Source organism: Streptomyces sp. PT12, from assembly GCF_003311645.1.
Classification (GTDB): domain Bacteria; phylum Actinomycetota; class Actinomycetes; order Streptomycetales; family Streptomycetaceae; genus Streptomyces.
In genome coordinates, this window is the sequence record NZ_QEST01000235.1 from 131,686 (window position 1) to 154,385 (window position 22,700).

Genomic DNA, 22,700 nt, shown 5'->3' on the forward strand with positions numbered 1-22,700 from the left:
TCCCGCGGACCCCGGCGGGAACCCGTGAGCGGTCATGAGCGCACGAGGTGGACACAGGGAGATCACGGTCGGCGGCAGGCGCGTCGACGTGACCCGCCCCGGCAAGGAACTGTTCCCCGAGGACGGCATCACCAAGGGCGACCTGGTCGACTACTACCGGTCGGTGGCGGGCCCGATGCTCACGCACCTCAAGGGGCGGCCGCTGGCGATGGAGCGCTACCCCGATGGGTACCGCGGCAAGTCGTTCTTCCATAAGAAGGTGCCGCCGTACTTCCCCGACTGGATCCACCGCGAGCGGGTGCCCAAGGAGGGCGGCAGCCTCGACATGACGGTGTGCGACGACACGGCCACGCTGGCCTATCTCGCCAACCAGGCGTGCCTGACCCCGCACCTGTGGCTCAGCCGCGCCGACCACCTGGACCGCCCCGACCGGATGATCTTCGATCTTGACCCGCCGGGCGAGGATTTCGCGCTGGTGCGCGAGACGGCGCGGGAGTTGCGCGAGCTGCTGGCCCAACTCGGCCTGAAGCCGCTGGTGATGACGACCGGCTCGCGTGGCGCGCATGTGCTGGTGCCGTTGGACGGCTCGGCGGACTTCGACGCGGTGCGCGCCTTCGCGCGCGAGATCGCGGAGGTGATGGCCGCGCGCCGCCCCGACCGTCTGACGACGGAGGTCCGCAAGAACCGCCGCGGCGACCGCCTCTATCTGGATGTCCAGCGCAACGCGTTCGCCCAGACGTCCGTCGCCCCCTACGCGGTCAGGGCCCGCCCCCACGCGCCGGTGGCCACGCCGCTGGCGTGGGATGAGCTCGACGACGGCGTCGGCCCGCGCGACTTCACGCTCGCGACGCTGCCCTCCCGTCTGGAGTCGCGGGGGGATCCATGGCCCTCGCTACGCCGGATGCGGCGTTCCGCTCGGCGAGCGGAACGGGAGTTGAAGCGGATGAGGTGACGGCGGCTACGGTCTTGACGCCCCCCAACGCACCCGCGTGCGCCCGCCGGGTGGTAACGGATCGTCGGACACGTCACGCCGGTCGCCAGACCGATCCGCTCCGTCCGCGCCGCGATCGCCCCGAGCACGGTCCAGGCGAACGGCGAGTGCCCCTGGTTGTCGAGCCACGGGTGGTAGTGGTCGCTGATCTCGACGAAGTCGAACCCGACCTCCTCGGCCCGCACCGCCTGCCGCACCAGCTCGCCAGGACCGAACGCCTCGGCCGCCAGCTCGTACCCGAGTCGCATCGTCACACCTTCCGCCGTTTCCCGCGCTTCTCATCGGATCGACCGCTTGTCCGAGTACCCCGTGGGAACGCTGTCAGGCGCGCGCGGGCGGCTCCCGTAGGCAGGCCGCCCGCCGTGCGCCGCGTCCGTCCGATGGCGCACATCTGACGGGGCGTATGCGACGGTTCCACGCGCGTCAGGCGGCCCCGACGTTGGCATTCCCCCCTGGTCAGACCAAGTAAAAGGATTTATCACTTCACTACTTGAAGCCAAATCCCCAAGTAGAGCGCTCTCAAAAGAATCTGGTGTGATCTATTGACGCCTCTGGAGCTGAGCGGTTAACTCCCACGCACCACCGCCGGAACCGGTTCCGGAACCGGTGTCGGCGCTGCCGCCGTATGTCGCGAGGCAGCCGGGTCAGCGTGCCGGGGAGGCCGCCATGCGAGTCACCATCGCCGATGTCGCCCGTAACGCGGCCGTCAGCAAGACCACCGTCTCGCGCGTGCTCAACGGCAAGGGCGAGGTGGACTCCGAGACCGCGGACCGGGTCCGCGCCGTCATAGCCGAGCTCGGCTATGTGCCGAGCTCACGCGCGGTCGGCCTGGCCCGCGGCCACAGCCGCACCCTCGCCATGCTCGTCCCCTCGCTGACCTGGCCCTGGGTCGGCGAGGTGCTTCAGGGCGTCGCCGACACCGTTGAGGCGGCCGGATACGGGCTGCTCCTGTTCACCTGTAACCGCGGCGAGGTGTCGATGGCGCAGTTCACCAGCCAGGTGTCCGCGCGCGCCTTCGACGGCGTGCTGGTCATCGAGCCGGAGAACACGCTGCGTTCCATCGCCCTGCTGCACCGCCAGGGCCTGCCCATGGTCCTGGTCGACGACCGCGGCCAGCGCCCCGACTTCCCCTCGGTGTCCACCACCAACGCCGAGGGTGCCGCCGCCGCGGCGTCCCACCTGCTCACCACCGGGCGCCGGGCCCCGCTCGTCATCACGGGGCCCCGGCACTTCGGCTGTGTCCAGGACCGGCTCACCGGCTTCGTCGGGGTGCTGCGCGAGCACGGGGTCACCCAGCCCGTGTCGCGCGTGGCCGAGGGCGACTTCACCGTCCGCTGCGGCCAGACCGTCGTCGAGCGCGCGCTCTCCGAGGGCGTCGCGTTCGACTCGGTCTTCGCGCACAACGACCTGAGCGCCACCGGCGCGCTCCACGCCCTGCGCTCGGCCGGGCGCAGGGTGCCCGACGACGTCGCCGTGATCGGGTTCGACGACATACCGATCGCCGCCTACACCGAGCCGCCCCTCACCACGGTCCGTCAGCCGATGCGGGCCATGGGGGTCGCGGCCGCCCGAAGGATGCTCGACCACCTCGGCGGGGTCGTTCCGCTCGAGGCGGGTCCGACCGTCCTGCCCACCGAGTTCGTCATTCGGTCGTCCGCCCCCGGATGACGGTCCCCCCGCCGAGTCCGACCCCACCGTTGTCCACGAGAACAGACTTCTGGAGTTACCCCATGAGAGTCCGCGCGCGATCGCGCCGCACGTTGTCGACCGCAGGGAGCGCCCTGCTCAGCCTCGCGGTCCTGGCTGGCTGCTCAGGCTCGTCAGGGCCCGAGGGTCCGGGGAGCGGCGGCACCGGTGTGCTGAACGTCGGCATGCCCAACGGCCCCCAGGCCAACAACAGCAACCCCTTCCTCGACACCTCGGCCGGCGCGTCGCTCGGCTACCGGGCCATGATCTACGAGCCGCTGGCCATGACGAACGTCGTCGTGCCCGACTCGGAGCCCAAGCCGTGGCTGGCCTCGGCGTGGGAGTGGTCGGAGGACTACCGGCAGGTCTCGTTCACCATCCAGGACGGCCCGACCTGGTCGGACGACGAGGAGTTCAGCGCCGAGGACGTGGAGTTCACGTTCGATCTCCTGATGAGCAATGACGCGCTCAACACGGCGGGGATCCCCTACGAGGACGTCGTGCTCGAGGGCGACACCGTCACCGTCTCCTTCGGCGCCTCGCAGTTCGTCAACCAGAACCGGATCCTGGACACCTACATCGTGCCCGAGCACATATGGTCCGAGGTCGGCGTGCCCGAGACCTTCGAGAACCAGGAGCCGGTCGGCACGGGCCCTTATGTGCTGGAGACCTTCACGCCGCAGACGGTGACGCTGACCCGGCGCGACACCTACTGGCAGGACCTACCGGCCGTCGAGGAGCTGCGCTACACGTCGTACAACGACAACAACGCGCAGACCACCGCCCTGGCCAACGGCGACAGCGAGTGGTCGTTCGTCTTTATGCCGGACTATGAGAACGTCTTCATCAACCGGGACCCCGACCACCACAAGCTGTGGTTCCCCACAGGGCTTGGCATCCACGGCCTCTGGATCAACAACGAGCGCGAGCCGTTCGACGACCCCGAGCTGCGGCGCGCCATGGGCATGGTGATCGACCGTCAGGCCATCCACGAGCAGGCGCACGCGGGCCTCTACCCCGCCCTGGAGAACCCCACGGGCCTGCCGATGCCCGCAGGTGAGTCGTTCCTCGCGCCCGAGTTCCAGGGCGCGACCCAGGAGCGCGACGTCGAAGGGGCCCGCGAGCTGCTCGAGGACGCCGGGTACCAGTTCGACGGGAACACCCTCAACACCCCCGAGGGCGAGGCCGTTTCGCTGACCCTGATCGACCCCGCGGGCTGGTCCGACTACCTGACCGCCCTGTCGATCATCTCCGACAACCTGGCCGAGATCGGCATCGAGGCGACCGTCGAGACGCAGACCGTCGACGCCTGGACCAACGCCGTCAACGCGGGCGGCTTCGACGCCACGCTGCACTGGACCAACACCGGCGCCACCCCGTACGACATGTACCAGCACATCATGGACGGGGCGAACTACAAGCCGATCGGCGAGGCGTCCCCCGCGGGCAACTTCGGCCGCTTCCGGTCCGAGGAGGCCGACCAGGCCCTTCGCGACTACGCCGAGGCCGCGGACGAGGAGACCCGCACCGAGGCCCTGTACACCCTCCAGCGCGTCCTCGTCGACGAGGTGCCGATGATCCCGACCGTCGCGGGCCCGATCGGCGCCGAGTACAGCGAGAAGAACTGGGTCGGCTGGCCGACCGAGGAGGACCCGTACGCGGCCCCGCAGCCCACCCAGCGCGGCGCGCTCGACGTCGTGCTGAACCTCGAACCGGCCAACGCGGCCGACTGACGCCGGCGCAGCCGGTCTCCCGCCCGCCCGTCCCCGCCGCACCTCATCCCCACGCCTGCCGCGGCGGGGGCGGGCGCCCCTTCGCCGATCAACGACCCAGCCGCTCAACGGTCCAGCCGCTCAACGGCCGATGTACGACAGGACTCCCGTCATGCCCGAAGGACCCGACGCGCCACCGCGCGACGACTCCACCCCACCCGACACCCCACCCGACACCCCGCCCGCCGCTCCGCCCGGCAGCGCCGTCGTGCTGGAGGCCCGCGACCTTAGCAAGCACTTCCGCGTCCGACGCACCCTGCGCACCTTCGCCGATCGCGACCGGCCCGTGGTGCACGCCGTCGACGACGTGTCGCTCCGGCTGCGGCGCGGCACCGTCACGGCCGTGGTGGGCGAGTCGGGATCGGGCAAGTCCACGATCGCGCGGCTGCTGGCCCAGCTCTACCCGGCCACCTCGGGGGAGCTGCGCCTGCTCGGCGAGCCCGTGCGCGCCCCCAAGGGCCGCGCCTTCCGCGCCTACTGCCGCCAGGTGCAGCTGATCTTCCAGGACCCGTTCGGCTCCCTGAACCCCACGCACACCGTGCGCTACCACCTCACCAGGGCGCTGCGCATCCACGGCCGCGCGGGGCGCACTTCGGCCGAGCTCGAGCAGGCGCTCGCCCAGCTGCTGGCCCGCGTGCACCTGACGCCGCCCGAGCGCTATCTGAGCTCCTTCCCCCACGAGCTGTCGGGCGGCCAGCGCCAGCGCGTCGCCATCGCCCGCGCCATGGCCGCCGACCCCAAGGTGCTGCTGGCCGACGAGCCGGTCTCGATGCTCGACGTCTCCATCCGCCTCGGCATCCTCAACCTGCTGAGGGACCTCAAGGAACGCCTCGACCTGGCGATCCTCTACATCACCCACGACATCGCGTCCGCCCGCTACTTCGCCGACGAGACGCTGGTGATGTACGCGGGCCGCCTGGTCGAGGGCGGGGACAGCGAGACCGTCACCCAGCGGCCCGCCCACCCCTACACCCGGCTGCTGATCGGCTCCGCGCCCGACCCCGACCGGATCGCGGCCATGAGCGACGGCAACGGCACAGGCGAAGGCACCGGTGGCGGCGCGGCGGAGGGCGCCGACGCCAGCGAGGGCCAGGAGACCGCGGGTGAGCCGCCCAGCCTGATCTCCCCGCCCCCGGGCTGCCGTTTCCACCCGCGCTGCCCGATGGCGATGGAACGCTGCCGCACCGACGTGCCCCCGCGCTTCGACCTGCCCGGAGGGCAGTGGGCCGCCTGCTGGCTGTACGACGGCACGGACGGCACGGAGCGGAGCGCGCCCGCCCCGAAGGAGGCGTCGGCGTGAGGTATCTGCTGCAACGCCTCGGCTTCTACCTCTTCAGCGCCTGGGCGGCCATCACCGTCAACTTCTTCATCCCCCGCATGATGCCGGGCGACCCGGTGCAGGCGCTGATCACCCGCTACCAGGGCCAGCTCAGCACCCAGGCCATCGACTCGCTGCGCACCCTCTTCGGCCTCGACCAGGAGGCGTCGCTGTGGAGCCAGTACCTCGACTACTGGGGCAACCTGTTCAGCGGCGACCTGGGGACCTCGTTCACCTACTTCCCCACCGGCGTCTCCGACATCATCAGCCAGTCCATGCCGTGGACGCTGACCCTCATGGGCATCACCACCGTCCTCAGCTTCCTGCTCGGCACCGGCATCGGCGTCTACGCGGGCTGGCGGCGCGGCTCGTGGCTTGACGGCATGCTGCCGGTCACGACGTTCATCTCGGCCATCCCCTACTTCTGGCTCGGCCTGATCGCCATCGCCCTCTTCGCCGTGCGGTGGCCGCTCTTCCCCGCCTCAGGCGGCTATGACAACGGCCTGGTGCCCGGCTGGGACTGGGAGTTCATCTCCAGCGCGCTCTACCACGGAACGCTGCCCGGCGTCACCATCGTCATCAGCGCCATCGCCGGCTGGATCCTCGGCATGCGCAACATGATGGTGTCCGTGTCCGCCGAGGACTACGTCCTGGTGGCGCACGCCAAGGGCCTGCCCGAGCGCCGCGTGATGTTCTCCTACGCCGCCCGCAACGCCATCCTCCCCAACATCTCCAACTTCGCCCTCTCCCTCGGCTTCATCGTCGGCGGAACGCTCCTGGTCGAGATGGTCTTCTCCTACCCGGGCATCGGCTACGTCCTCTTCCAGGGCGTCGGCGCCAAGGACTACCCGCTCATGCAGGGCGTCTTCCTCTTCGTCACCCTCGCGGTGCTCGCCGCCAACCTGGTGGCCGACCTCGTGTACCTGCTCCTCGACCCACGCACCCGACGGGAGGCGTAGCGCCATGGCACTCCAAGCCACAGACACCGCCATCGCGGCGGGCGATGACGCCGGGGGCCCGCGCCGCGACCGGCTGCGCTTCCTGCGCAACGGCAAGACGCTCGTCGGCCTGGCCATCCTCGGCGTGTTCGTCCTGCTCGCGATCGCGGGCTCATGGCTGGCGCCCTACGACCCGTCGGCGCGCAGCGACGAACTGCTCCAACCGCCGTCCTGGGACCACCCGTTCGGCACCACGCAGACCGGGCAGGACATCTTCTCCCAGATCCTCGTGGGCACCAGGGGCGTGCTCGTCGTCGGCCTGCTCGCCGCCGTGATCGCCACCGTCCTCGGCGTCCTGATCGGGGTCACCGCCGGGTATCTCGGCGGCGTGGGCGACGAGGTGCTCTCGTCGCTCAGCAATGTGTTCCTGGTCATCCCAGGGCTGCCGCTGATCATCATCGTCACCAGCCAGCTGCCCGAGACCAACGACTTCACCATCGCGCTGGTCATCGGCCTCACGTCGTGGGCCTGGGGCGCGCGCGTGCTGCGCGCGCAGACGCTGTCGCTGCGCGGCCGCGACTACGTCCAGGCGGCGCGCGCCACGGGCGAGTCCACGTGGCGCATCATCGTCTTCGAGCTGCTGCCCAACCTGACCCCGGTCATCGCGTCGGGCTTCATCGGCACCGTGATCTTCGCCGTGCTCTCCGAGATCACCCTGGCGTTCATAGGCGTCGCCGACATCTCCCACTGGAACTGGGGCACCGTGCTCTTCTGGGCCCAGTCCAACCAGGCGCTCGCCCAGGACGCCTGGTGGTGGTTCGTTCCCGCGGGCCTGTGCATCGCGCTGCTCGGCACGGCGCTCGCCCTCATCAACTTCGGCATCGACGAGTTCATCAACCCCAGGCTGCGCTCCGACGGGCGCGCCGACCGCAAGGTCAGGATGCGCGTCGGCTTCACGCCCGTCGTCCGCCAGGGCGGCGGCGCCCACGCCGAGGCCGAGGCGGCCCCGCGCCCGCCCGCCGCCACCGCCCCTGGGACCACCATCCGGAAGGACGACCGGCCGTGACAGCCTCGGTGACCAACCCAGCCGTTCTCGACATCAACGGCCTGTGCGTCGACTACGGCCTCGGGGACTTTGCCGTGCGCGCGGTGCGCGACGTCAGCCTCACCCTGCACCGCGGCGAGGTCCTCGGCCTGGCAGGGGAGTCGGGCAGCGGAAAGTCCACCCTCGCCTACGGCGTGACCCGGCTGCTGTCGCCACCCGGCGTCGTCACCGGCGGCGAGGTGCGCTACCACCCGCGCGACGGCGGCTCCACCGACATCCTCTCGCTCTCGCCCGAGCAGCTGCGCGCGTTCCGCTGGCAGGAGATCTCCCTGGTCTTCCAGGGCGCGATGAACTCGCTGAACCCCGTCCACACCGTGCTCTCGCAGCTCACCGACGTGCTCAAGGCGCACCGCCCCGGGATGAGCCGGGCCGAACGCGTCGCGCGCGCCGAGGAGTTGCTGGCCCTGGTCGGGATCTCGGCCGACCGGCTCTCCAGCTACCCCCACCAGCTCTCCGGCGGCATGCGCCAGCGCGTGATGATCGCCATGGCCCTCGCGCTCGACCCCGAGATCGTCATCCTCGACGAGCCCACCACCGCGCTCGACGTGGTGATGCAGCGCCAGATCCTGCGCCAGCTCGCCAGGCTGCGGCGGGAGCTGGACTTCGCGGTCGTGTTCATCACCCACGACATCTCGCTGCTCATCGAGTTCTCCGACCGGATCGCCATCATGTACGGCGGCCGCATCGTCGAGCAGGCGGAGTCCAGGGAGATCTACCAAAACGCCCACCACCCCTACAGCGACGGGCTGCTGCACTCCTTCCCCGCGCTGCACGGCCCGCGCCGCGAGCTGAACGGCATCCCCGGATCGCCCCCCGACCTCACGGCCATGCCCGCGGGGTGCGCGTTCCACCCGCGCTGCCCCAAGGCGTTCGAGCCCTGCGACCGGCGCGTTCCCGTGCTGCGACCCGTCGAGCCAGGCAGCGCCCGCACCGTCGCGTGCTGGCTGCACGCCGACCACTGACCAGGAGCGCCATCGCCATGACCGCCACCACCAAGCCATCGGCCCCCGCGGCCGAGCCCCAGGCCATCCCCGGGCTGCCCCGCGACTTCCGCTGGGGCGTCGCCACGTCCTCGTACCAGATAGAGGGCGCGGTCGCCGAGGACGGCCGCACCCCCTCCATCTGGGACACCTTCTGCCGCGTCCCCGGCGCTGTCGCGGGCGGCGAGAACGGCGACGTCGCGTGCGACCACTACCACCGGTACGCCGAGGACGTCGACCTCATCGCCGGGCTCGGCGTGGACGCCTACCGCTTCTCGCTGGCCTGGCCCCGCATCCAGCCGGGCGGCCGCGGCCCCGTCAACGCGCGTGGCATCGCGTTCTACGACCGCCTCGTCGACACCCTGCTCGACCGCGGCATCACCCCCTGGGTGACGCTGTACCACTGGGACCTGCCCCAGGATCTTGAGGACGCGGGCGGCTGGCCCGCGCGGGACACCGCGCTGCGCTTCGCCGACTACGCCGATCTTGCCCATGACGCCCTGGGCGACCGGGTCGTGCACTGGACGACGCTGAACGAGCCCTGGTGCTCGGCGATGCTGGGCTACGACCAGGGCGTCCACGCCCCGGGGCGCAGGGACTTCGGCGCCGCGATGCACGCCGTGCACCACCTGCTGCTCGGCCATGGCCTCGCGGCTCGGCGGCTGCGCGCCAAGGGCGGCGCCGACCTCGACCTCGGCATCACCCTCAACATGGGCCACGCCACCCCCGCGAGCGATTCGCAGGCCGACAGGGACGCCGCCCGCCGCGCCGACGGCCTGGCCGCCCGCGTCTACCTCGATCCACTGGTGCGCGGCCACTACCCCGAGGACGTCGTCGAGCACCTGGCATCCCGCGGCGTCACCCTGCCGGTCCAGGACGGCGACCTGGCCGCCATCTCGACGCCGCTCGACGTGCTGGGCATCAACTACTACTCGAGCCACCAGTTCGCGGGCACCGCTGAGGACGGCTCGACCACCGACGCCGAAGGGCAACCGGTCGTGCGCGCCGTGCCGTTCGGCAGGCCGGTCACCGCGATGGGCTGGGAGATCGTGCCGGAGGGCCTGACCGCGCTGCTGGTCAGGCTGCACGAGGAGTACGGGCTGCCGCTGGTGATCACGGAGAACGGCGCGGCGTTCGACGACGTCGCCGAGGCGGACGGCACCGTGCACGACGCCGACCGCATCGCGTACTTCGCCGAGCACCTGCGGGCGGTCGGCGCGGCCCGCGAGGCGGGCGCCGACGTGCGCGGCTACTTCGCCTGGTCGCTGTTCGACAACTTCGAGTGGGCCTACGGCTACGACAAGAGGTTCGGCATCGTGCGCGTCGACTACGACACCCAGCGCCGGACCGTGAAGGACAGCGGCGCCTGGTACCGCGAAACGGTCCGCCTCACGCGCGGCCACTGACCGCTGCCTCCCGGAGGAAAGGGGGCGCGGGCCCGTGCGCCCGGCGCCCCCTTTTCCTTCGGGGCTCGATGAGCCCCGCGCGGATGGCATAGCGGGTCAGCTCCAGGCGGTCGCGCACGCCGAGCTTGTGCAGCAGGTTCGCGCGGTGCCGCTGCACGGTCTTGACGCTGATGACCAGGGTGTTGGCGATGTCCTGCCAGGAGTGCCCCTCGGCGACGAGCTTGAGCCCTCCTCCTCGCGGGGCGTCAGCACGCCGTCGGGCACCTCGCCGCCCGCGCGGGCGTCAGCAGCACCCGGGTGCCGCCTTCGGGCCCCGGCGCGATGTCGAGGGTGGCGCCCACCAGCGGGGCGCGCTCGCGCATGCCCCGGATCCCGGCGCCCTCGGGGGCAAGGTCGTCCACGCCGTCGCCGTCCGTGCCATCGAACGCCGCCGCATCGCCGCGTGGGACGAGGCATGGCGCCGCACGGCCATCCGCTGGACCCTGCCGTCCTGAGGTGAACCGCCGCTCAGGCGCTCTCCTCGGAGCGGTCGCCGCCCCAGAGGGTGTGGAACGAGCCCTCCCTGTCGGTCCGTTCATAGGTGTGCGCGCCGAAGTAGTCCCGCAGGCCCTGCACCAGCGCCGCGGGCAGCCGCCCCGCGCGCAGCGCGTCGTAGTAGGCGAGCGCCGCGGAGAAGCCGGGCGCGGGCACGCCGAGCTCCGTCGCCTGCGCGACGACATGGCGCCACGCGTTCTGCGCCTCGTCGAGCGCCCGCAGGAACGTCGGGTCCGTGAGCAGCGTCACGGGCGCCCTGCCCCCGCTGTAGGCGGAGCGGATCTCGTCGAGGAAGCGCGCCCTGATGATGCAGCCGCCGCGCCAGATCGCGGCGACCGCGCCCCGGTCGATGTCCCAGCCATACTCCCGGCTGCCCGTCTGGATCAGGTGCCAGCCCTGGGCGTAGGCCACGATCTTCGAGGCGTACAGCGCCTGTTCGACGTTGTCGGTGAACCGCCGCGCATCGTCGGGGTGCAGCTCGGGCCGCGCCGGGCCGGGCAGCCCGGCCGCCGCGTCGCGCAGCTCGGTGTGGCCGGAGAGCGAGCGGGCGAAGACGGCCTCGGCGATGCCCGAGACCGGCACCCCCAGGTCGAGCGCGGTCTGCACCGTCCAGCGCCCCGTGCCCTTCTGCTCGGCCCGGTCGGCCACCACGTCGATGAACGGCCCTCCCGTGGCGGCGTCGGCGTGGGCCAGCACCTCGGCGGTGATCTGGATGAGATACGAGTCGAGCCGCCCTTCGTTCCAGCCGCGGAAGACGTCCGCGATCCGGTCCGGGGCGTATCCGGCGACCTTGCGGAGCAGGTCGTAGGACTCGGCGATGAGCTGCATGTCGGCGTACTCGATGCCGTTGTGCACCATCTTGACGAAGTGGCCCGCGCCGTCGGGGCCGATGTGGGTGCAGCACGGCTCGCCGTTCACCTGGGCGGCGATGCTCTCAAGCAGCGGGCCGAGCGCCTGGTACGCCTCGCGGGAGCCGCCCGGCATGATGCTCGGGCCGCGCAGCGCGCCCTCCTCGCCGCCCGAGATGCCGCAGCCGACGAAGTGCAGGCCGCGCTCCTTGAGCGCGGCCTCCCTGCGCCTGGTGTCCTGGAAGTGCGCGTTCCCGCCGTCCATGATCATGTCGCCTGGTTCGAGCAGCGGCGCGAACTCGTCGATCACCGCGTCGGTCGCGGGGCCCGCGTTCACCATGATCACCAGCCGCCTCGGGCGTCGCAGCGCGGCGACCAGGTCGCGGGGCGACTGCGCGGGCACGAAGGCGCCCTCGCCGCCGAACTCGTCGATCATCCGCCTCATGCGCGACACCGTCCGGTTGTGAACGGCAACGGTGTGCCCGTGGCGGGCGAAGTTCCGCGCGAGGTTGCGGCCCATCACCCCGAGCCCGGTCACCCCGATGTGCGCCTGCTCCGCCATGTCGTCGGCCCCTTTCCTCGGTCGTTTCCTCGGTCGTTTCCTCGGTCGTTTCCACGGCCGTTTCCACGGCCGTTTCGTCGGCCGTCTCGTCGCTCGTTCGCCCCCCGGGTGCCCCGTCGGAACCCCTCGTGCACGTCCGCGTGCCCGCCGAGCCGCCGATGCGCTGTTTTGCGGTGGTTTCGCCCTGTTCGCCGAGGTAACCCGGGGCTATACGGCTCCGCCGTCAGGGATGAGGGCGAAGAGGGCAGGGAGAGGGAGAGACCATGACGCAGGCTGCGCGGTCGGGCACCGAGCGTGTCCGCGGGACCGCGGACGAGGCCAGGGGCCAGGCGCGCGCCGCGGCCGCCGAGCTGCGGGGGCGCTTCGCCGAGGAGGCGGGCGTCCAGGCCAGGGGCGCGGCGGGCGCCGTGCGCCGGTGGGCCGACGACATCGCGGGGCTCGCGGAGAACGCGCCGGGCGACTCCCCGGCCCGCGGTCTGGCCGCGCGGGCCGCCGAGACCGGGCACCGCGCCGCCGACCGCCTCGACCAGCGCGGCGTCGACGGGCTGGTGGACGAGCTGCGGGACTTCGCCCGCCGCCGCCCCGCCGCGTTCATCGGCGGCGCCGCGCTCGCGGGCTTCGCCGTAGGCCGCCTGGTCAGGGCGGGCCGCGCCGCGGCGGCCGACGCGCCGGGCGCGGCGGGGCGGGACGGCGGTGCGCAGCGGGACGGCGGTGCGCAGCCCGGGCCCAAACGCGTCGAGCGCCCGGAGGTGTGACATGGCGACCGCGCCGGGGGACGCCGGGCCGAGGGACGCCGGGAGGCCGACGCCGCGCGACGGCTCCCTCAGGGGCGCCCTCGCCGGGGTCACGGCCGACACCCAACGCCTCTTCCGGCAGGAGATCGAGCTGGCCAAGGCCGAGGCGCGCCAGGAGGCGGCGTCCGCGGCCCTGGCCGCGGGCCTGTTCGGCGGGGCCGGGTTCGCCGCGTGCATGGTGGCCGTCCTCGGCTCGCTCGCGGGCGCGTTCGGTCTCGCCCATGTGATGGACGCCGCCTTCGCCGCCCTCGTCGTCGCGGGCGCGTGGCTGGTCATCGGCGCCGCGCTGTTCGCCGCGGGCCGCGCCAGGGCCCGCGCGCTCTCCGCGCGTCCGCCCGGCACCCGAACCGGTGAGACCCGCGAGGAGGAGACGCCATGAGCCTGACCCCCGACCGCATCAGGGCCGACATCGAGGCCACCCGCGCCGAGCTGGCCGCCGACCTCGACGAGCTGGCGTCGCACGCGTCCCCGCGCGGGGTGGCCCGCCGCGGCGGCGAGCACCTGCGCGAGTCCGCGTCCCAGCTCAGGGAGCGGATCGAGCGGATGACCCCCGCGCGCGAGGGCCGCGCCCCGCGCGCCCCGGGGCGAGGCGACCGGGGCTCGGGCGGCCAACTGGCCGCGGGCGTCATCGCGTTCGGCGCGGGGCTGCTGGCCGCCGCGCTGGCCCCCGGCACCCGACCGGAGGAACGCGCCGCCGCCGAGCCGCTGCGGGAGGCGTCCGTGGACGCGGCCCAGCGCCTTGGCAGGGACACCGGCGACACGGCGCGGCGGGCCGTCCGCACCGTCCGCGACGCCGGGGAACGCCCCCCTGGCCCCGACGGCTGACCGCCGCGGCGCCGCGCGACAGGACCGAGCCAAGACCGCGACACGACCGAGCCAAGGGCCGCCACCGCGGCCTCCGCCCACCACCGCGGCCTCCGCCCACCACACCGGTCGAGCGCCCCGCCGGGTGACCCGGGTCCCCCGGCGGGAATCCTGGCGCAGACTGGACCCATGGAGCTTCAGATCACCGCCACCGACCCCGCACACCCCGCGACGCTGCTCGACCTGCCGTGGGACGTCCCGCTGGCCGAGTGGCCAGAGAAGCACCTGGTCGCCCTGCCCCGCGGCATCTCCCGGCACGTCGTGCGCTTCGCGCGGGCGGGCAGCGAGGTCTTCGCGGTCAAGGAGGTCGGCGAGTGGGCGGCCGTTCGCGAGTACGCCCTGCTGCGCGACCTCGACCGGCTCGCCGTGCCAGCCGTCGACCCGGTCGCCGTGGTCACGGGGCGCGTGGACCCCGAGGGCGAGCCGCTTGAGCCGGTGCTCATCACCCGGCAGCTCAAGGGCTCGCTGCCCTACCGCTCCATGTTCGAGACGACGATGCGCCCCACCACGATCAAGCGGCTCCTTGACGCGCTGGCCGTGCTGCTGGTGCGGCTGCACCTCAGCGGCTTCGCGTGGGGCGACTGCTCGCTCTCCAACACCCTCTTCCGCCGCGACGCGGGCGCCTACGCCGCCTACCTGGTGGACGCCGAGACCGGCCAGATACAGCCCAGGCTCTCCCAGGGGCAGCGCGACTACGACCTGGAGGTCGCCCAGGTCAACATCGTGGGCGAGCTGATGGACCTGGAGGCGGGCGGCTCGCTACACCCCTCGGTCGACCCGGTCCCGTTCGGCCAGGAGATCGTCGAGCGCTACGGCGACCTGTGGCACGAGCTGACCAGGACGTCCATCTACCCGCGCGACAAGCGCCACTACATCGACCACCGCATCAGGCGCCTGAACGAACTGGGCTTCGACGTCGCCGAGATGCAGATCCAGCGCTCGCCCGACGGCGACGCCGTGACGTTCCTGCCCAAGGTCGTGGACGCGGGCCACCACCAGCGGCAGCTGCTGCGCCTGACCGGGCTCGACGCCGAGGAGAACCAGGCGCGCAGCCTGCTCAACGACCTGGAGACCTGGATGGCCACCCAGGAGGACTACGCCCCGGGCGACCCGCTCGGCGCCCGCCCCGAGGTGCTGGCCCACCGCTGGGTCCGCGACGTCTTCCGCCCCGCCGTGCGCGCCGTCCCCGGCGAGCTGCGCGACGGCATCGACACCGCGCAGATCTACCACGAGCTGCTCGAACACCGCTGGTACCTGTCCGAGCGCGCCCAGCGGGACGTCGGCATGGCGGCCACGGCCGAGGACTACATCCTGACCATCCTCCGTCCGCGCGCGGAGGCGGCCCCCCACGACGTACCGTGAGGTCATGCCCGAGTTGCCGGATGTTGAGGACTATCGCCGCATTCTGGACTCCTGCGGGCGGGGCCGCCGCATCACCCGCATCGACGTCGCCGACGCCGGGGTGCTGCGCGGGACGACCGCGCCCCGGCTGCGCGACGCGCTCGAGGGCCGCCGCGTCGCCGCCCCCGAGCGCCGCGGCAAGTGGCTTCTCGCCCGCACCGACGGGCCCACCGCGCTGCTGCACTTCGGCATGACGGGCCGCCTGGTCTGCCAGGAGGCCACCGACCCGCCCGCGCGCCACGACCGCGTCACGTTTGTGCTCGACGGCGGCGCCCACCAGCTCCGCTACCGCGACCAGCGCAAGCTCAAGGGCATCTGGCTCGCCGAGAGCGAGTCCGACGTCGAGCGCCTCATCGGCGACCAGGGCCCCGACGCCCTCGACGTCACCCCCGCCGGTCTTGAGGCGCTGCTGAGCGGGCGGCGCGGCCGGATCAAAAGCGTGCTCACCGACCAGACCGTCATCGCCGGGCTCGGCAACCTGCTGGCCGACGAGATCCTGTGGCGCGCCGGGATCCGCCCCTCACGCCCGGCGAACGACCTCGACCGCGGCGAGCGGCGCTCGCTCGCCACGGCCATGCGCTCCGTCCTGCGCGCCTCGGTCAAGGCGGGCCGCGTCCCGGCCAGGCCGTCCTGGCTGACCGGGCACCGCGACGCCCCCGGCGCCGCCTGCCCGAAGGGCTGCGGGCCCATGCGGCGCGACCGCGTCGCGGGCCGCACCACCGCGTGGTGCCCCGACTGCCAGCGCGACCCCGCCCGTTGACCGACCGGAGCGCGGTCGGCGTTCACCAGCCTCACCGGGCGTTCACCAGCGGTCGTGCACGTGGAGCCTGATCCGCTCGTCGTAGAGCGCCGCGATCGCCGAGAGCGTCGCGTCGGAGAGCGGCGGAAGCTCCGCGGCCCGCGCGTTCGCCAGCGCCTGCTCCGGGGTGCGCGCCCCCGGGATGACCGTCGTCACGCCCGGCTGCTGGATGATCCAGCGCAGCGCCGTCGCCGAGGGCGTCGCGCCCTCGGGGGCCAGCTCCCCGAAGGCCGCCGCGGCCTCGACGCCGGTGGCGAAGTCCACGCCGGAGAACGTCTCGCCCTGGTCGAACGCCTCACCGTGCCGGTTGTAGGCGCGGTGGTCGTCCGCGCCGAAGACCGTGTCCTTGGTGTAACGGCCCGACAGCAGCCCCGAGGCGAGCGGCACCCGGGCGATGATCGCCACGCCCGCCTCAAGGGCCGCGGGCAGCACACGCTCGAGCGGCTTGACGCGGAAGGGGTTGAGGATGATCTGCACGCTCGCCGTGCCGGGGCGGGCGATGGCCGTCAGCGCCTGCTCGCACGTCTCCACGCTGACGCCGTAGGCAGCGATCCGGCCCTCGTCCACCAGCGTGTCCAGGCCGTCGAACACCTCGTCGGACGCGAAGACCGGCGTCGGCGGGCAGTGCAGCTGGACCAGGTCGAGCCGGTCGACGCCCAGATTCGCGCGGGAACGGTCGGTCCACGCTCTGAAGTTGTCCAGCGTGTAGTTCTCGGGGACCTGCTCGACGCGGCGGCCCATCTTGGTGGCCACCGTCAGCCCCGCGCCGGGGCGCTCGCGCAGGAACGCGCCGATCAGCCGCTCGCTGCGGCCGTCCCCGTAGACGTCCGCGGTGTCGAGGAACGTCACCCCCGCCTCGACGGCCTTCGCCAGCACGGCCAGCGCCTCGGGCTCGCCGACCTCGCCCCAGTCGGCGCCGAGCTGCCAGGTGCCGAGGCCGACGACGGACGCCGAGCGGCCCGTCCTGTGGAATGTCCGTTGCTCCATGGGGGGCATTGTGCCAGCGGCCTCGAAGGATGCTCTGAGCCCGTCGTGACCCGTCCGGGCTCATCTCGACACGCGTGGCGTTCTCATCCCTCGCGCTCGGTGAGTCGGCTCCGGTCAGAGTTGCTGTTGCTCCACGCCAGGCGGCAGGAGGCACGGGGTGTCGGCGATCAGCAGCAGTTGATCGTCGCCACTGTCCTCCGCCGTGATCGTTGGGTGGTCTTCGGGGTGCCAGGCGCCCACCGCGTTGGCCGGGTTCATCGAGGGATCCGAACGGTACCCCTGGATGACCAGACCCTGCTCTGCCAGCGCATCTCGGATGTTACGGACGGCTTCGGCTCGCCGCTCGGGCGCGATATTGGCTCGTACCGAGTACATGAGAGGGAAACGGCCGTCATCCGCGACCTCGTCATTCCTGCCCACGCAGTCCGAGAACCTGATGCGCTCCGTCTCGTGATCGATCTCCGCCCGCGCGGTTCGAGCCATGGACTCGGTCCAGTGCGCGGCCCACGCCTCGGCGTCAGATCTGCTCATCCGCGGCAGTGGATCGTTGATTCCGTCGTCGTTATCATCGCCACCGAACACGCATCCTCCAAGCGCCAGCCCAACGACCATAAGAAGAGCCGCGGTGTGCGGCCTCGGGTATTTCTCCGAGGATGATGTTGTCCGCGCCCAAGCCGTTCCCGCCCGCATCGGCCGCTCCGACCGTGCGCGTTTGGCCTGGTCGCGGATATCGGCGGGTAGGCCATCCAGCGCCCCCATCTGCCCAGGGTATGAAGCGAGTAGGGTCTCCTGCTCCATATCGCTCAGCCCGGCCCACCAGCGAGCGTTCTCCTCGGGTGACCCATCGACCGGAACAGCGTCCGGGGCCATGCATGCCGATGCCGTGCACCTCGGCGATGCGTTCAGCGCTCTCCAGAGCGCTCTGGGCCCCGTACTCTTTGTCAAGGGTGAACCAGTCCAGCTCACGCAGGGCCCGCCAGCCCTCCCCGCTCGCCTCCTTCGCCTCCGCGATGGCCTCTTCGATTCGGGCCCGGGAGGCCCCCACTTCGTTCGCCTCCCGCAGCGTCACGTCCGCGGGCGGGACATCGTCGTATGCCGGGCCCCTTGCCTTCGGCTCCACCCAGCCGCGCGCGCTGACCTGATAGCCAGCTTCCTCCGCTTCCGCGACCGCGTTCCGCAGTCGCTGCTGCGCCGCCCGCATCCTGGACCTGACGTGGTCCATCACCGTGGCGAGGAGAAGAATGTCGCGCTTAGCCGTGACGAGAATGCTCTGCGTGACTTCCACAGGGAAGCCCTGTCCGGTGTGCCCGTGGGGCCGCACCCGTCCCCAGCGGGACGCGGCCTCACACACACGGCGGCATGGGGGCAGGGGTGGCCGCGCACGCGGTCGGCCAGGTGAGCGGTGGGTCGTCCGGCTCGTCCATCGCTAGGCCCGCGTGCCGCAGCCATCCCCGCACCATCCCCGCACCATCGGCGCCGCCATCACGCGCGTGACGGCGGCGGCGACGCGCCGTATGGGCTGTTTGCCCTGGGGCGGGAGGGGAACTGGACGGCATGGCCTTCTTCGAGAGACTTCCCCGCGCCACCGAAGCCGCCGACACCGCCGACACCGCCGACACCGCCACCACCGCGGCCACGTCACTCCTCCCCGACCCCGAGGGCCCGGGCCGGGTGCTGACCGCCATGGACCGGATCGAGGGCGCCAGGTGGGCCGACCCGTTGATCAAGCAGCTGCGCGGCGTGGTCCGCAGGCTGCCGCCGCCCACCCGCGACGTCCTCCACGGCAGATGGCTCGGCCACCCCGCGCACCCCGCGCTCGTGCAGGTGCCGATGGGCACATGGACATCGGCCGCGCTGCTCGACCTCATCCCCGGCAAGGGCAGGGGCGCGGGCGCGCTCATCGCCGTGGGCCTGGTCTCGGCCGCCCCGGCCGCCGCCGCGGGCCTGGCCGACTGGGCGGACCTGCGCAAGCCGCAGGCCAGGGTCGGCCTGGTGCACGCCGCGGCCAACTCGGCGGCCATCGCGTTCTACGCCGCCTCGCTGCTCGCCCGCCTCAGGGGCCGCCGCCTGCGCGGCCGCGCCCTCGGCTTCGCCGGGCTGACCAGTGCGACCGTCGGCGGCGCGCTCGGCGGCCACCTCGCCTACCGGCAGGCCGCGGGGGCCAACCACGCCGAGCAGGTCGCCGCCGTGGTCGAGCCGGGCTGGCACCTGCTGGGCTCGCTCAGCGAGTTCCCCGTGGGAACGCCCGTGGTGCGGGTCTCCAGCGGCGTTTCCGTCATGGTGCTGCGCGAGCCCGACGACACGGTCAGGGTGATCGCCGACCGGTGCAGCCACATGGCGGGGCCGCTCTCCGAGGGCGAGATCGCCGACGGCTGCGTGACCTGCCCGTGGCACGGCAGCGTCTTCCGGCTGAGCGACGGCTGGAACATCAGGGGCCCGGCGACCGCGCCGCAGCCCGTCTTCGAGACGCGCGTCACCACGGGCCGGGTCATGGCCCGCCTCCCCGAGGAGACGAAGGAGCTCTGACCGCCGTACCGTGGGCCCCGGCCGTCAGCCGGTGTGCGAGGAGGGGCCATGGCGCGAGAGGACTTGCTCAGGGCGTTTGTCGAACGGGTGGTGCCGGGCGGCTGGGCCGCGGGGGTGGGCGAGTTCATCGCCGCCTCGGGCGCCGACCTGGCCCCGCTGGCCCTGCTCGACGGGCGCCGCACCGCCGATGAGGAGGAGCGGCTGCTCGCCGAAGACCCAGGGCTCGCTGACCTGGTGCGGCTGTGCGCCCAGGGCTACTGGGGCCGCCCTGGCCCGGCCTGGGACGCCATCGGCTACCGGGCCGCGCCCGAGGGCGCCGCGCCCTTCGCCCCCGACGACACCCCGCCCACCCTCGCCTTCGATGAGGCGAGCGGCCACTACGACGCCGTGGTCATCGGCGCGGGCGCGGGCGGCGGCGTCGTGGCCTGCGTGCTCGCCGAGGCGGGTCAGCGCGTGCTCCTGGTGGAACGCGGCCCCTGGCTCACCGCGCGCGACCTGGCCCCCGACCACCTGCGCAACCAGCGCGTCATACCCGGCTACACCGACCGCTACGACACCCCCGCTGGCCCCCCGGCCGAGGGCAACCCCCGCGTCTCCGCTGGCCCCGAGGGCGACGTGACCGTCGCCCCGGGCGACTCCCGCTGGTCCAACAACGCCATGACCGTCGGCGGCGGCACCCGCGTCTATGGCGCGCAGGCGTGGCGTTTCTGCCCCGAGGACTTCGCCATGGCCCGCACCTATGGCGTCCCCGACGGCAGCTCCCTGGCCGACTGGCCGCTCTCCTACGACGACCTCGCGCCGCACTACGACCGCGCCGAGTGGGAGATCGGCGTCTGCGGCGACCCCGAGGGCAACGTCCACGCGGGCCCGCGCACCCGCGGCTACCCCATGCCGCCCCTGGCCCCCAACGGCACCGCGCGCCCGCTCGCCGACGGCGCCCGCAGGCTGGGCCTGCGCACCTCGCCCGTGCCGCTGCTGATCAACTCCGTGCCGCGCGACGGCCGTGGCGCGTGCGTGGGCTGCGCGACGTGCGTGGGATTCGGCTGCCGGGGCGACTTCAAGAACGACACCCGCAACACCGTCATCAGGCGCGCCATCGCCACGGGCCGCTGCGACCTGATGACGGGCGTGCAGGCCGGATATCTGAACGCCGACCCCCGCTTCCCCAGGGTCACCGGCGTGACCCTGTTCGCCGAGCGGGGCGGCGAGGTCGTCAGGCGCTCGGTGTCCGCCTCCCGCTTCGTCCTGGCCGCGGGCGCGGTCGAGACGCCGCGGCTGCTGTTCAACAGCTGGGCCGAGGGCGAGGGCGCCGGAATCGGCAACGGCCACGACCAGCTCGGGCGCCACCTCCAAGGCCACGTCTACGCGGGCGCGTTCGGCCTGTTCGACGAGGACGTGCAGGACTGCGTCGGCCCTGGCCCCAGCATCGCCACCAACGACCACCGCCACCACAACGACGGCATCGTCGGGGGCGGCCTCCTGGCCAACGACTTCGTGCCCACGCCGCTCGGGACCTACGCCACGCTGGTGCGGCTCGGCGTCATCCCCGCGACGGGGGCGGGCGCGCGGGATGGGATGCGCACCCTCTACCGGCGCCTCGCGCTGGTCACGGGGCCGATCCAGGAGGTGCCCAACCCGGCCGCCCGCGTCACCGTGGACCGGGCCACGCGCGACCGCTTCGGCATCCCGGTGGCCAGGCTCGGCGGCACGACGCACCCCGAGGACGCGCGCACGGCCGCGTTCCTGGCCGGCAAGGCCGCCGAGTGGCTCACCGCGAGCGGCGCGCAGACCGTCTTCCCCTATGGCGCCCCGCCCGTCGGGGTGCCGAGCGGCGGCCAGCACCAGGCGGGCACGTGCCGGATGGGCGATGACCCGGCCACGTCCGTCACCGACCCGTGGGGGAGGGTGTGGGGCATGCGCAACGTGTGGGTCGCCGACGCCTCCCTCCATGTCACCAACGGCGGCGTCAACCCCGTTCTCACCATCCTGGCCCTCGCCCACCGCGTCGCCGAGGCGGTCGCCCGCGCCTGACTCCCTTGGGTCGTACGGGAGTTCGGCGAGGTGGGCGGGGGTGGAGTGGGCGTTGCGCGGCGGCGGACGCAAAGGTTACGGTTTCACCAAGTCCGCGGTCAGGTCTCGCCGTCGCGCGCCGCCCGGCGCCCGGCGCCCGCGCGAGGGCGCGCTGCACCGGTCCGGAAGGGAGCGTCGGCCATGGCGCACCGCGTGCGAGACCTTCGAAGTCCCACGGCCCGTCAGGGCTGTTCGGCGGCCCTTCCGCTGACGGACGATCCGCCGCGCTGGCCCGAGGGCCAACGCGTCGTCATCTCAGGGCTGCCGGGCAGCGGCAAGTCCACGCTGATGCGCCTCACCGCCGAGGCGCACCGCTCGGTGCTGCTGATCGACGCGCAGGAGGTCAGGGAGCGCTGGGAGCGCCGCCTGCCGCGCTGGCTGCCCTACGCCGTCTACCGCCCCGCCGCGCGCCTCGCGCACTACGTCAGGCTCCACCGCGCGCTGCGCTCGGGCCGCGGCGTCCTGGTGCACGACTGCGGGCGCGCGGCGTGGGTTCGCCACTGGCTTGGCCGCGACGCCGGGCGCCGCGGCACCGGCTTCCACCTGGTGGTGCTCGACGTCGCGCCGGAGACGGCCCTGGCCGGGCAGCGCGAACGCGGCAGGAGCGTGTCACGGCGCGCGTTCGCCCGCCACCGGCGCGCGGTGGCGCGGCTGGTGGCGCAGCTGGAGGCCGGGCGCCTGCCGCGCGGCTGCGCGTCGGCGACGCTGCTTGACCGCGAGACCGCGACGACCCCGATCTCCCCGCCGCCCTCCGGCGATCACGCGGCCGCGTAGAGCGGGGAGGCGAGGGCGAAGCCCCTCAGGGGGATCGTGCTCTGCATCACCGTCCACGTCTTGAGCGTCGTCTTGAACGTCGTCTTGAGCGTCGTCTTGACGTCCGTCTCCATGAGTCGGCCGACGAGCCAGAACCCCGAGTCGTTCACATGGCTGGCGATCACCGACCCGGCCGCCAGGGCGAGCACCAGCGCGGCCACCGCCACCGAGCTGAAGTCGCCGCCGTCGACGAGGGGTTGGACGAGCCCCGCGGCCGTCGTGAGCGCCACCGTGGCCGAGCCCTGGGCCACCCGCGGGGCCCCGGCGATGATGAACGCGGCGACCACGACCGGCAGTCCGAGCTCC

The 22,700-nt window shown here is 72.9% G+C and carries 20 protein-coding genes and 3 pseudogenes; 16 read left to right on the forward strand and 7 right to left on the reverse strand.

Features of this window, described 5'->3' with window-relative positions; genetic code table 11:
- Positions 1–34: 34 nt before the first annotated feature.
- Entirely contained in the window at positions 35–952 is a 918-nt protein-coding gene (ligD, locus tag DEH69_RS24855) for a non-homologous end-joining DNA ligase (protein WP_113689208.1), read from the forward strand.
- Positions 953–996: 44 nt separating this feature from the next.
- On the opposite strand, the pseudogene DEH69_RS24860 reads toward ligD, so the two are convergent.
- Positions 997–1,239: pseudogene (locus DEH69_RS24860) on the reverse strand (LLM class flavin-dependent oxidoreductase); the annotation flags it as partial.
- 418 nt (positions 1,240–1,657) lie between these two features.
- Here DEH69_RS24860 and DEH69_RS24865 point away from each other — a divergent pair.
- From DEH69_RS24865 to DEH69_RS24895, 7 genes are all read left to right on the forward strand, one after another.
- Positions 1,658–2,659 carry a LacI family DNA-binding transcriptional regulator gene (locus DEH69_RS24865; protein WP_113689209.1) on the forward strand — a complete coding sequence of 334 codons (1,002 nt, stop codon included), beginning with the start codon at positions 1,658–1,660 and terminating at the stop codon, positions 2,657–2,659.
- A gap of 62 nt (positions 2,660–2,721) precedes the next feature.
- Entirely contained in the window at positions 2,722–4,410 is a 1,689-nt protein-coding gene (locus tag DEH69_RS24870; RefSeq protein ID WP_113689210.1) for an ABC transporter substrate-binding protein, read from the forward strand.
- Between the two features lie 151 nt (positions 4,411–4,561).
- Positions 4,562–5,749: an ABC transporter ATP-binding protein gene (locus DEH69_RS24875; protein WP_113689211.1), complete on the forward strand. Its 1,188-nt coding sequence runs from the start codon at positions 4,562–4,564 to the stop codon at positions 5,747–5,749.
- Complete coding sequence (locus tag DEH69_RS24880; RefSeq protein ID WP_113689212.1) at positions 5,746–6,726, forward strand: ABC transporter permease; 981 nt, start codon at positions 5,746–5,748, stop codon at positions 6,724–6,726. Before DEH69_RS24875 ends, DEH69_RS24880 begins: the two co-directional genes overlap by 4 nt.
- Positions 6,727–6,730: 4 nt before the next feature.
- Positions 6,731–7,771, forward strand: a complete 1,041-nt coding sequence (locus tag DEH69_RS24885; RefSeq protein WP_113689213.1) for an ABC transporter permease — start codon at positions 6,731–6,733, stop codon at positions 7,769–7,771.
- A gap of 8 nt (positions 7,772–7,779) precedes the next feature.
- Entirely contained in the window at positions 7,780–8,772 is a 993-nt protein-coding gene (locus DEH69_RS24890) for an ABC transporter ATP-binding protein (protein WP_113689336.1), read from the forward strand.
- Between the two features lie 17 nt (positions 8,773–8,789).
- Positions 8,790–10,196 carry a GH1 family beta-glucosidase gene (locus tag DEH69_RS24895; RefSeq protein ID WP_113689214.1) on the forward strand — a complete coding sequence of 469 codons (1,407 nt, stop codon included), beginning with the start codon at positions 8,790–8,792 and terminating at the stop codon, positions 10,194–10,196.
- A 61-nt stretch (positions 10,197–10,257) separates the two neighbouring features.
- Here DEH69_RS24895 and DEH69_RS24900 read toward each other — a convergent pair.
- From DEH69_RS24900 to gndA, 3 genes and pseudogenes are all read right to left on the reverse strand, one after another.
- Positions 10,258–10,475 (reverse strand): annotated as a pseudogene (locus DEH69_RS24900) (response regulator transcription factor); the annotation flags it as partial.
- Positions 10,442–10,609, reverse strand: a pseudogene (locus DEH69_RS24905) (sensor histidine kinase); the annotation flags it as partial. The pseudogenes DEH69_RS24900 and DEH69_RS24905, both read right to left, overlap by 34 nt.
- Before the next feature lie 94 nt (positions 10,610–10,703).
- Complete coding sequence (gndA, locus tag DEH69_RS24910) at positions 10,704–12,140, reverse strand: NADP-dependent phosphogluconate dehydrogenase (RefSeq protein ID WP_113689215.1); 1,437 nt, start codon at positions 12,138–12,140, stop codon at positions 10,704–10,706.
- 263 nt (positions 12,141–12,403) lie between these two features.
- On the opposite strand from gndA, the gene DEH69_RS24915 reads away from it, so the two are divergent.
- The 5 genes from DEH69_RS24915 (at position 12,404) to DEH69_RS24935 (ending at position 15,959) form a co-directional block, all read left to right on the forward strand.
- The gene (locus DEH69_RS24915) at positions 12,404–12,895 is read left to right on the forward strand and encodes a hypothetical protein (protein WP_113689216.1); all 492 of its coding nucleotides are present in this window, start codon (positions 12,404–12,406) and stop codon (positions 12,893–12,895) included.
- A 1-nt stretch (position 12,896) separates the two neighbouring features.
- Positions 12,897–13,313 (forward strand): phage holin family protein, encoded by a 417-nt coding sequence (locus DEH69_RS24920; RefSeq protein ID WP_113689217.1) that lies wholly within the window; start codon positions 12,897–12,899, stop codon positions 13,311–13,313.
- Positions 13,310–13,759 carry a DUF3618 domain-containing protein gene (locus DEH69_RS24925; RefSeq protein ID WP_113689218.1) on the forward strand — a complete coding sequence of 150 codons (450 nt, stop codon included), beginning with the start codon at positions 13,310–13,312 and terminating at the stop codon, positions 13,757–13,759. The genes DEH69_RS24920 and DEH69_RS24925 overlap by 4 nt, the downstream gene beginning before the upstream one ends.
- Positions 13,760–13,927: 168 nt before the next feature.
- The gene (locus tag DEH69_RS24930) at positions 13,928–15,160 is read left to right on the forward strand and encodes a DUF4032 domain-containing protein (protein ID WP_113689219.1); all 1,233 of its coding nucleotides are present in this window, start codon (positions 13,928–13,930) and stop codon (positions 15,158–15,160) included.
- A gap of 4 nt (positions 15,161–15,164) precedes the next feature.
- Complete coding sequence (locus DEH69_RS24935; protein WP_113689220.1) at positions 15,165–15,959, forward strand: Fpg/Nei family DNA glycosylase; 795 nt, start codon at positions 15,165–15,167, stop codon at positions 15,957–15,959.
- Between the two features lie 42 nt (positions 15,960–16,001).
- On the opposite strand, the gene DEH69_RS24940 is transcribed toward DEH69_RS24935, so the two are convergent.
- Both DEH69_RS24940 and DEH69_RS31125 read right to left on the reverse strand, forming a co-directional pair.
- Entirely contained in the window at positions 16,002–16,985 is a 984-nt protein-coding gene (locus DEH69_RS24940; RefSeq protein WP_181727592.1) for an aldo/keto reductase, read from the reverse strand.
- 114 nt (positions 16,986–17,099) lie between these two features.
- The gene (locus tag DEH69_RS31125) at positions 17,100–17,744 is read right to left on the reverse strand and encodes a hypothetical protein (protein ID WP_147255830.1); all 645 of its coding nucleotides are present in this window, start codon (positions 17,742–17,744) and stop codon (positions 17,100–17,102) included.
- 924 nt (positions 17,745–18,668) lie between these two features.
- Here DEH69_RS31125 and DEH69_RS24950 point away from each other — a divergent pair.
- The 3 genes from DEH69_RS24950 (at position 18,669) to DEH69_RS24960 (ending at position 22,355) form a co-directional block, all read left to right on the forward strand.
- Positions 18,669–19,511 carry a Rieske (2Fe-2S) protein gene (locus tag DEH69_RS24950; RefSeq protein WP_258534957.1) on the forward strand — a complete coding sequence of 281 codons (843 nt, stop codon included), beginning with the start codon at positions 18,669–18,671 and terminating at the stop codon, positions 19,509–19,511.
- Positions 19,512–19,559: 48 nt separating this feature from the next.
- The gene (locus DEH69_RS24955) at positions 19,560–21,542 is read left to right on the forward strand and encodes a GMC oxidoreductase (protein ID WP_113689224.1); all 1,983 of its coding nucleotides are present in this window, start codon (positions 19,560–19,562) and stop codon (positions 21,540–21,542) included.
- Between the two features lie 180 nt (positions 21,543–21,722).
- Positions 21,723–22,355, forward strand: a complete 633-nt coding sequence (locus DEH69_RS24960; RefSeq protein WP_113689225.1) for an AAA family ATPase — start codon at positions 21,723–21,725, stop codon at positions 22,353–22,355.
- Here the strand turns inward: DEH69_RS24960 and DEH69_RS24965 are convergent.
- Positions 22,340–22,681 (reverse strand): hypothetical protein, encoded by a 342-nt coding sequence (locus DEH69_RS24965; RefSeq protein ID WP_258534939.1) that lies wholly within the window; start codon positions 22,679–22,681, stop codon positions 22,340–22,342. The genes DEH69_RS24960 and DEH69_RS24965 overlap by 16 nt on opposite strands.
- Between the last annotated feature and the right edge of the window lie 19 nt (positions 22,682–22,700).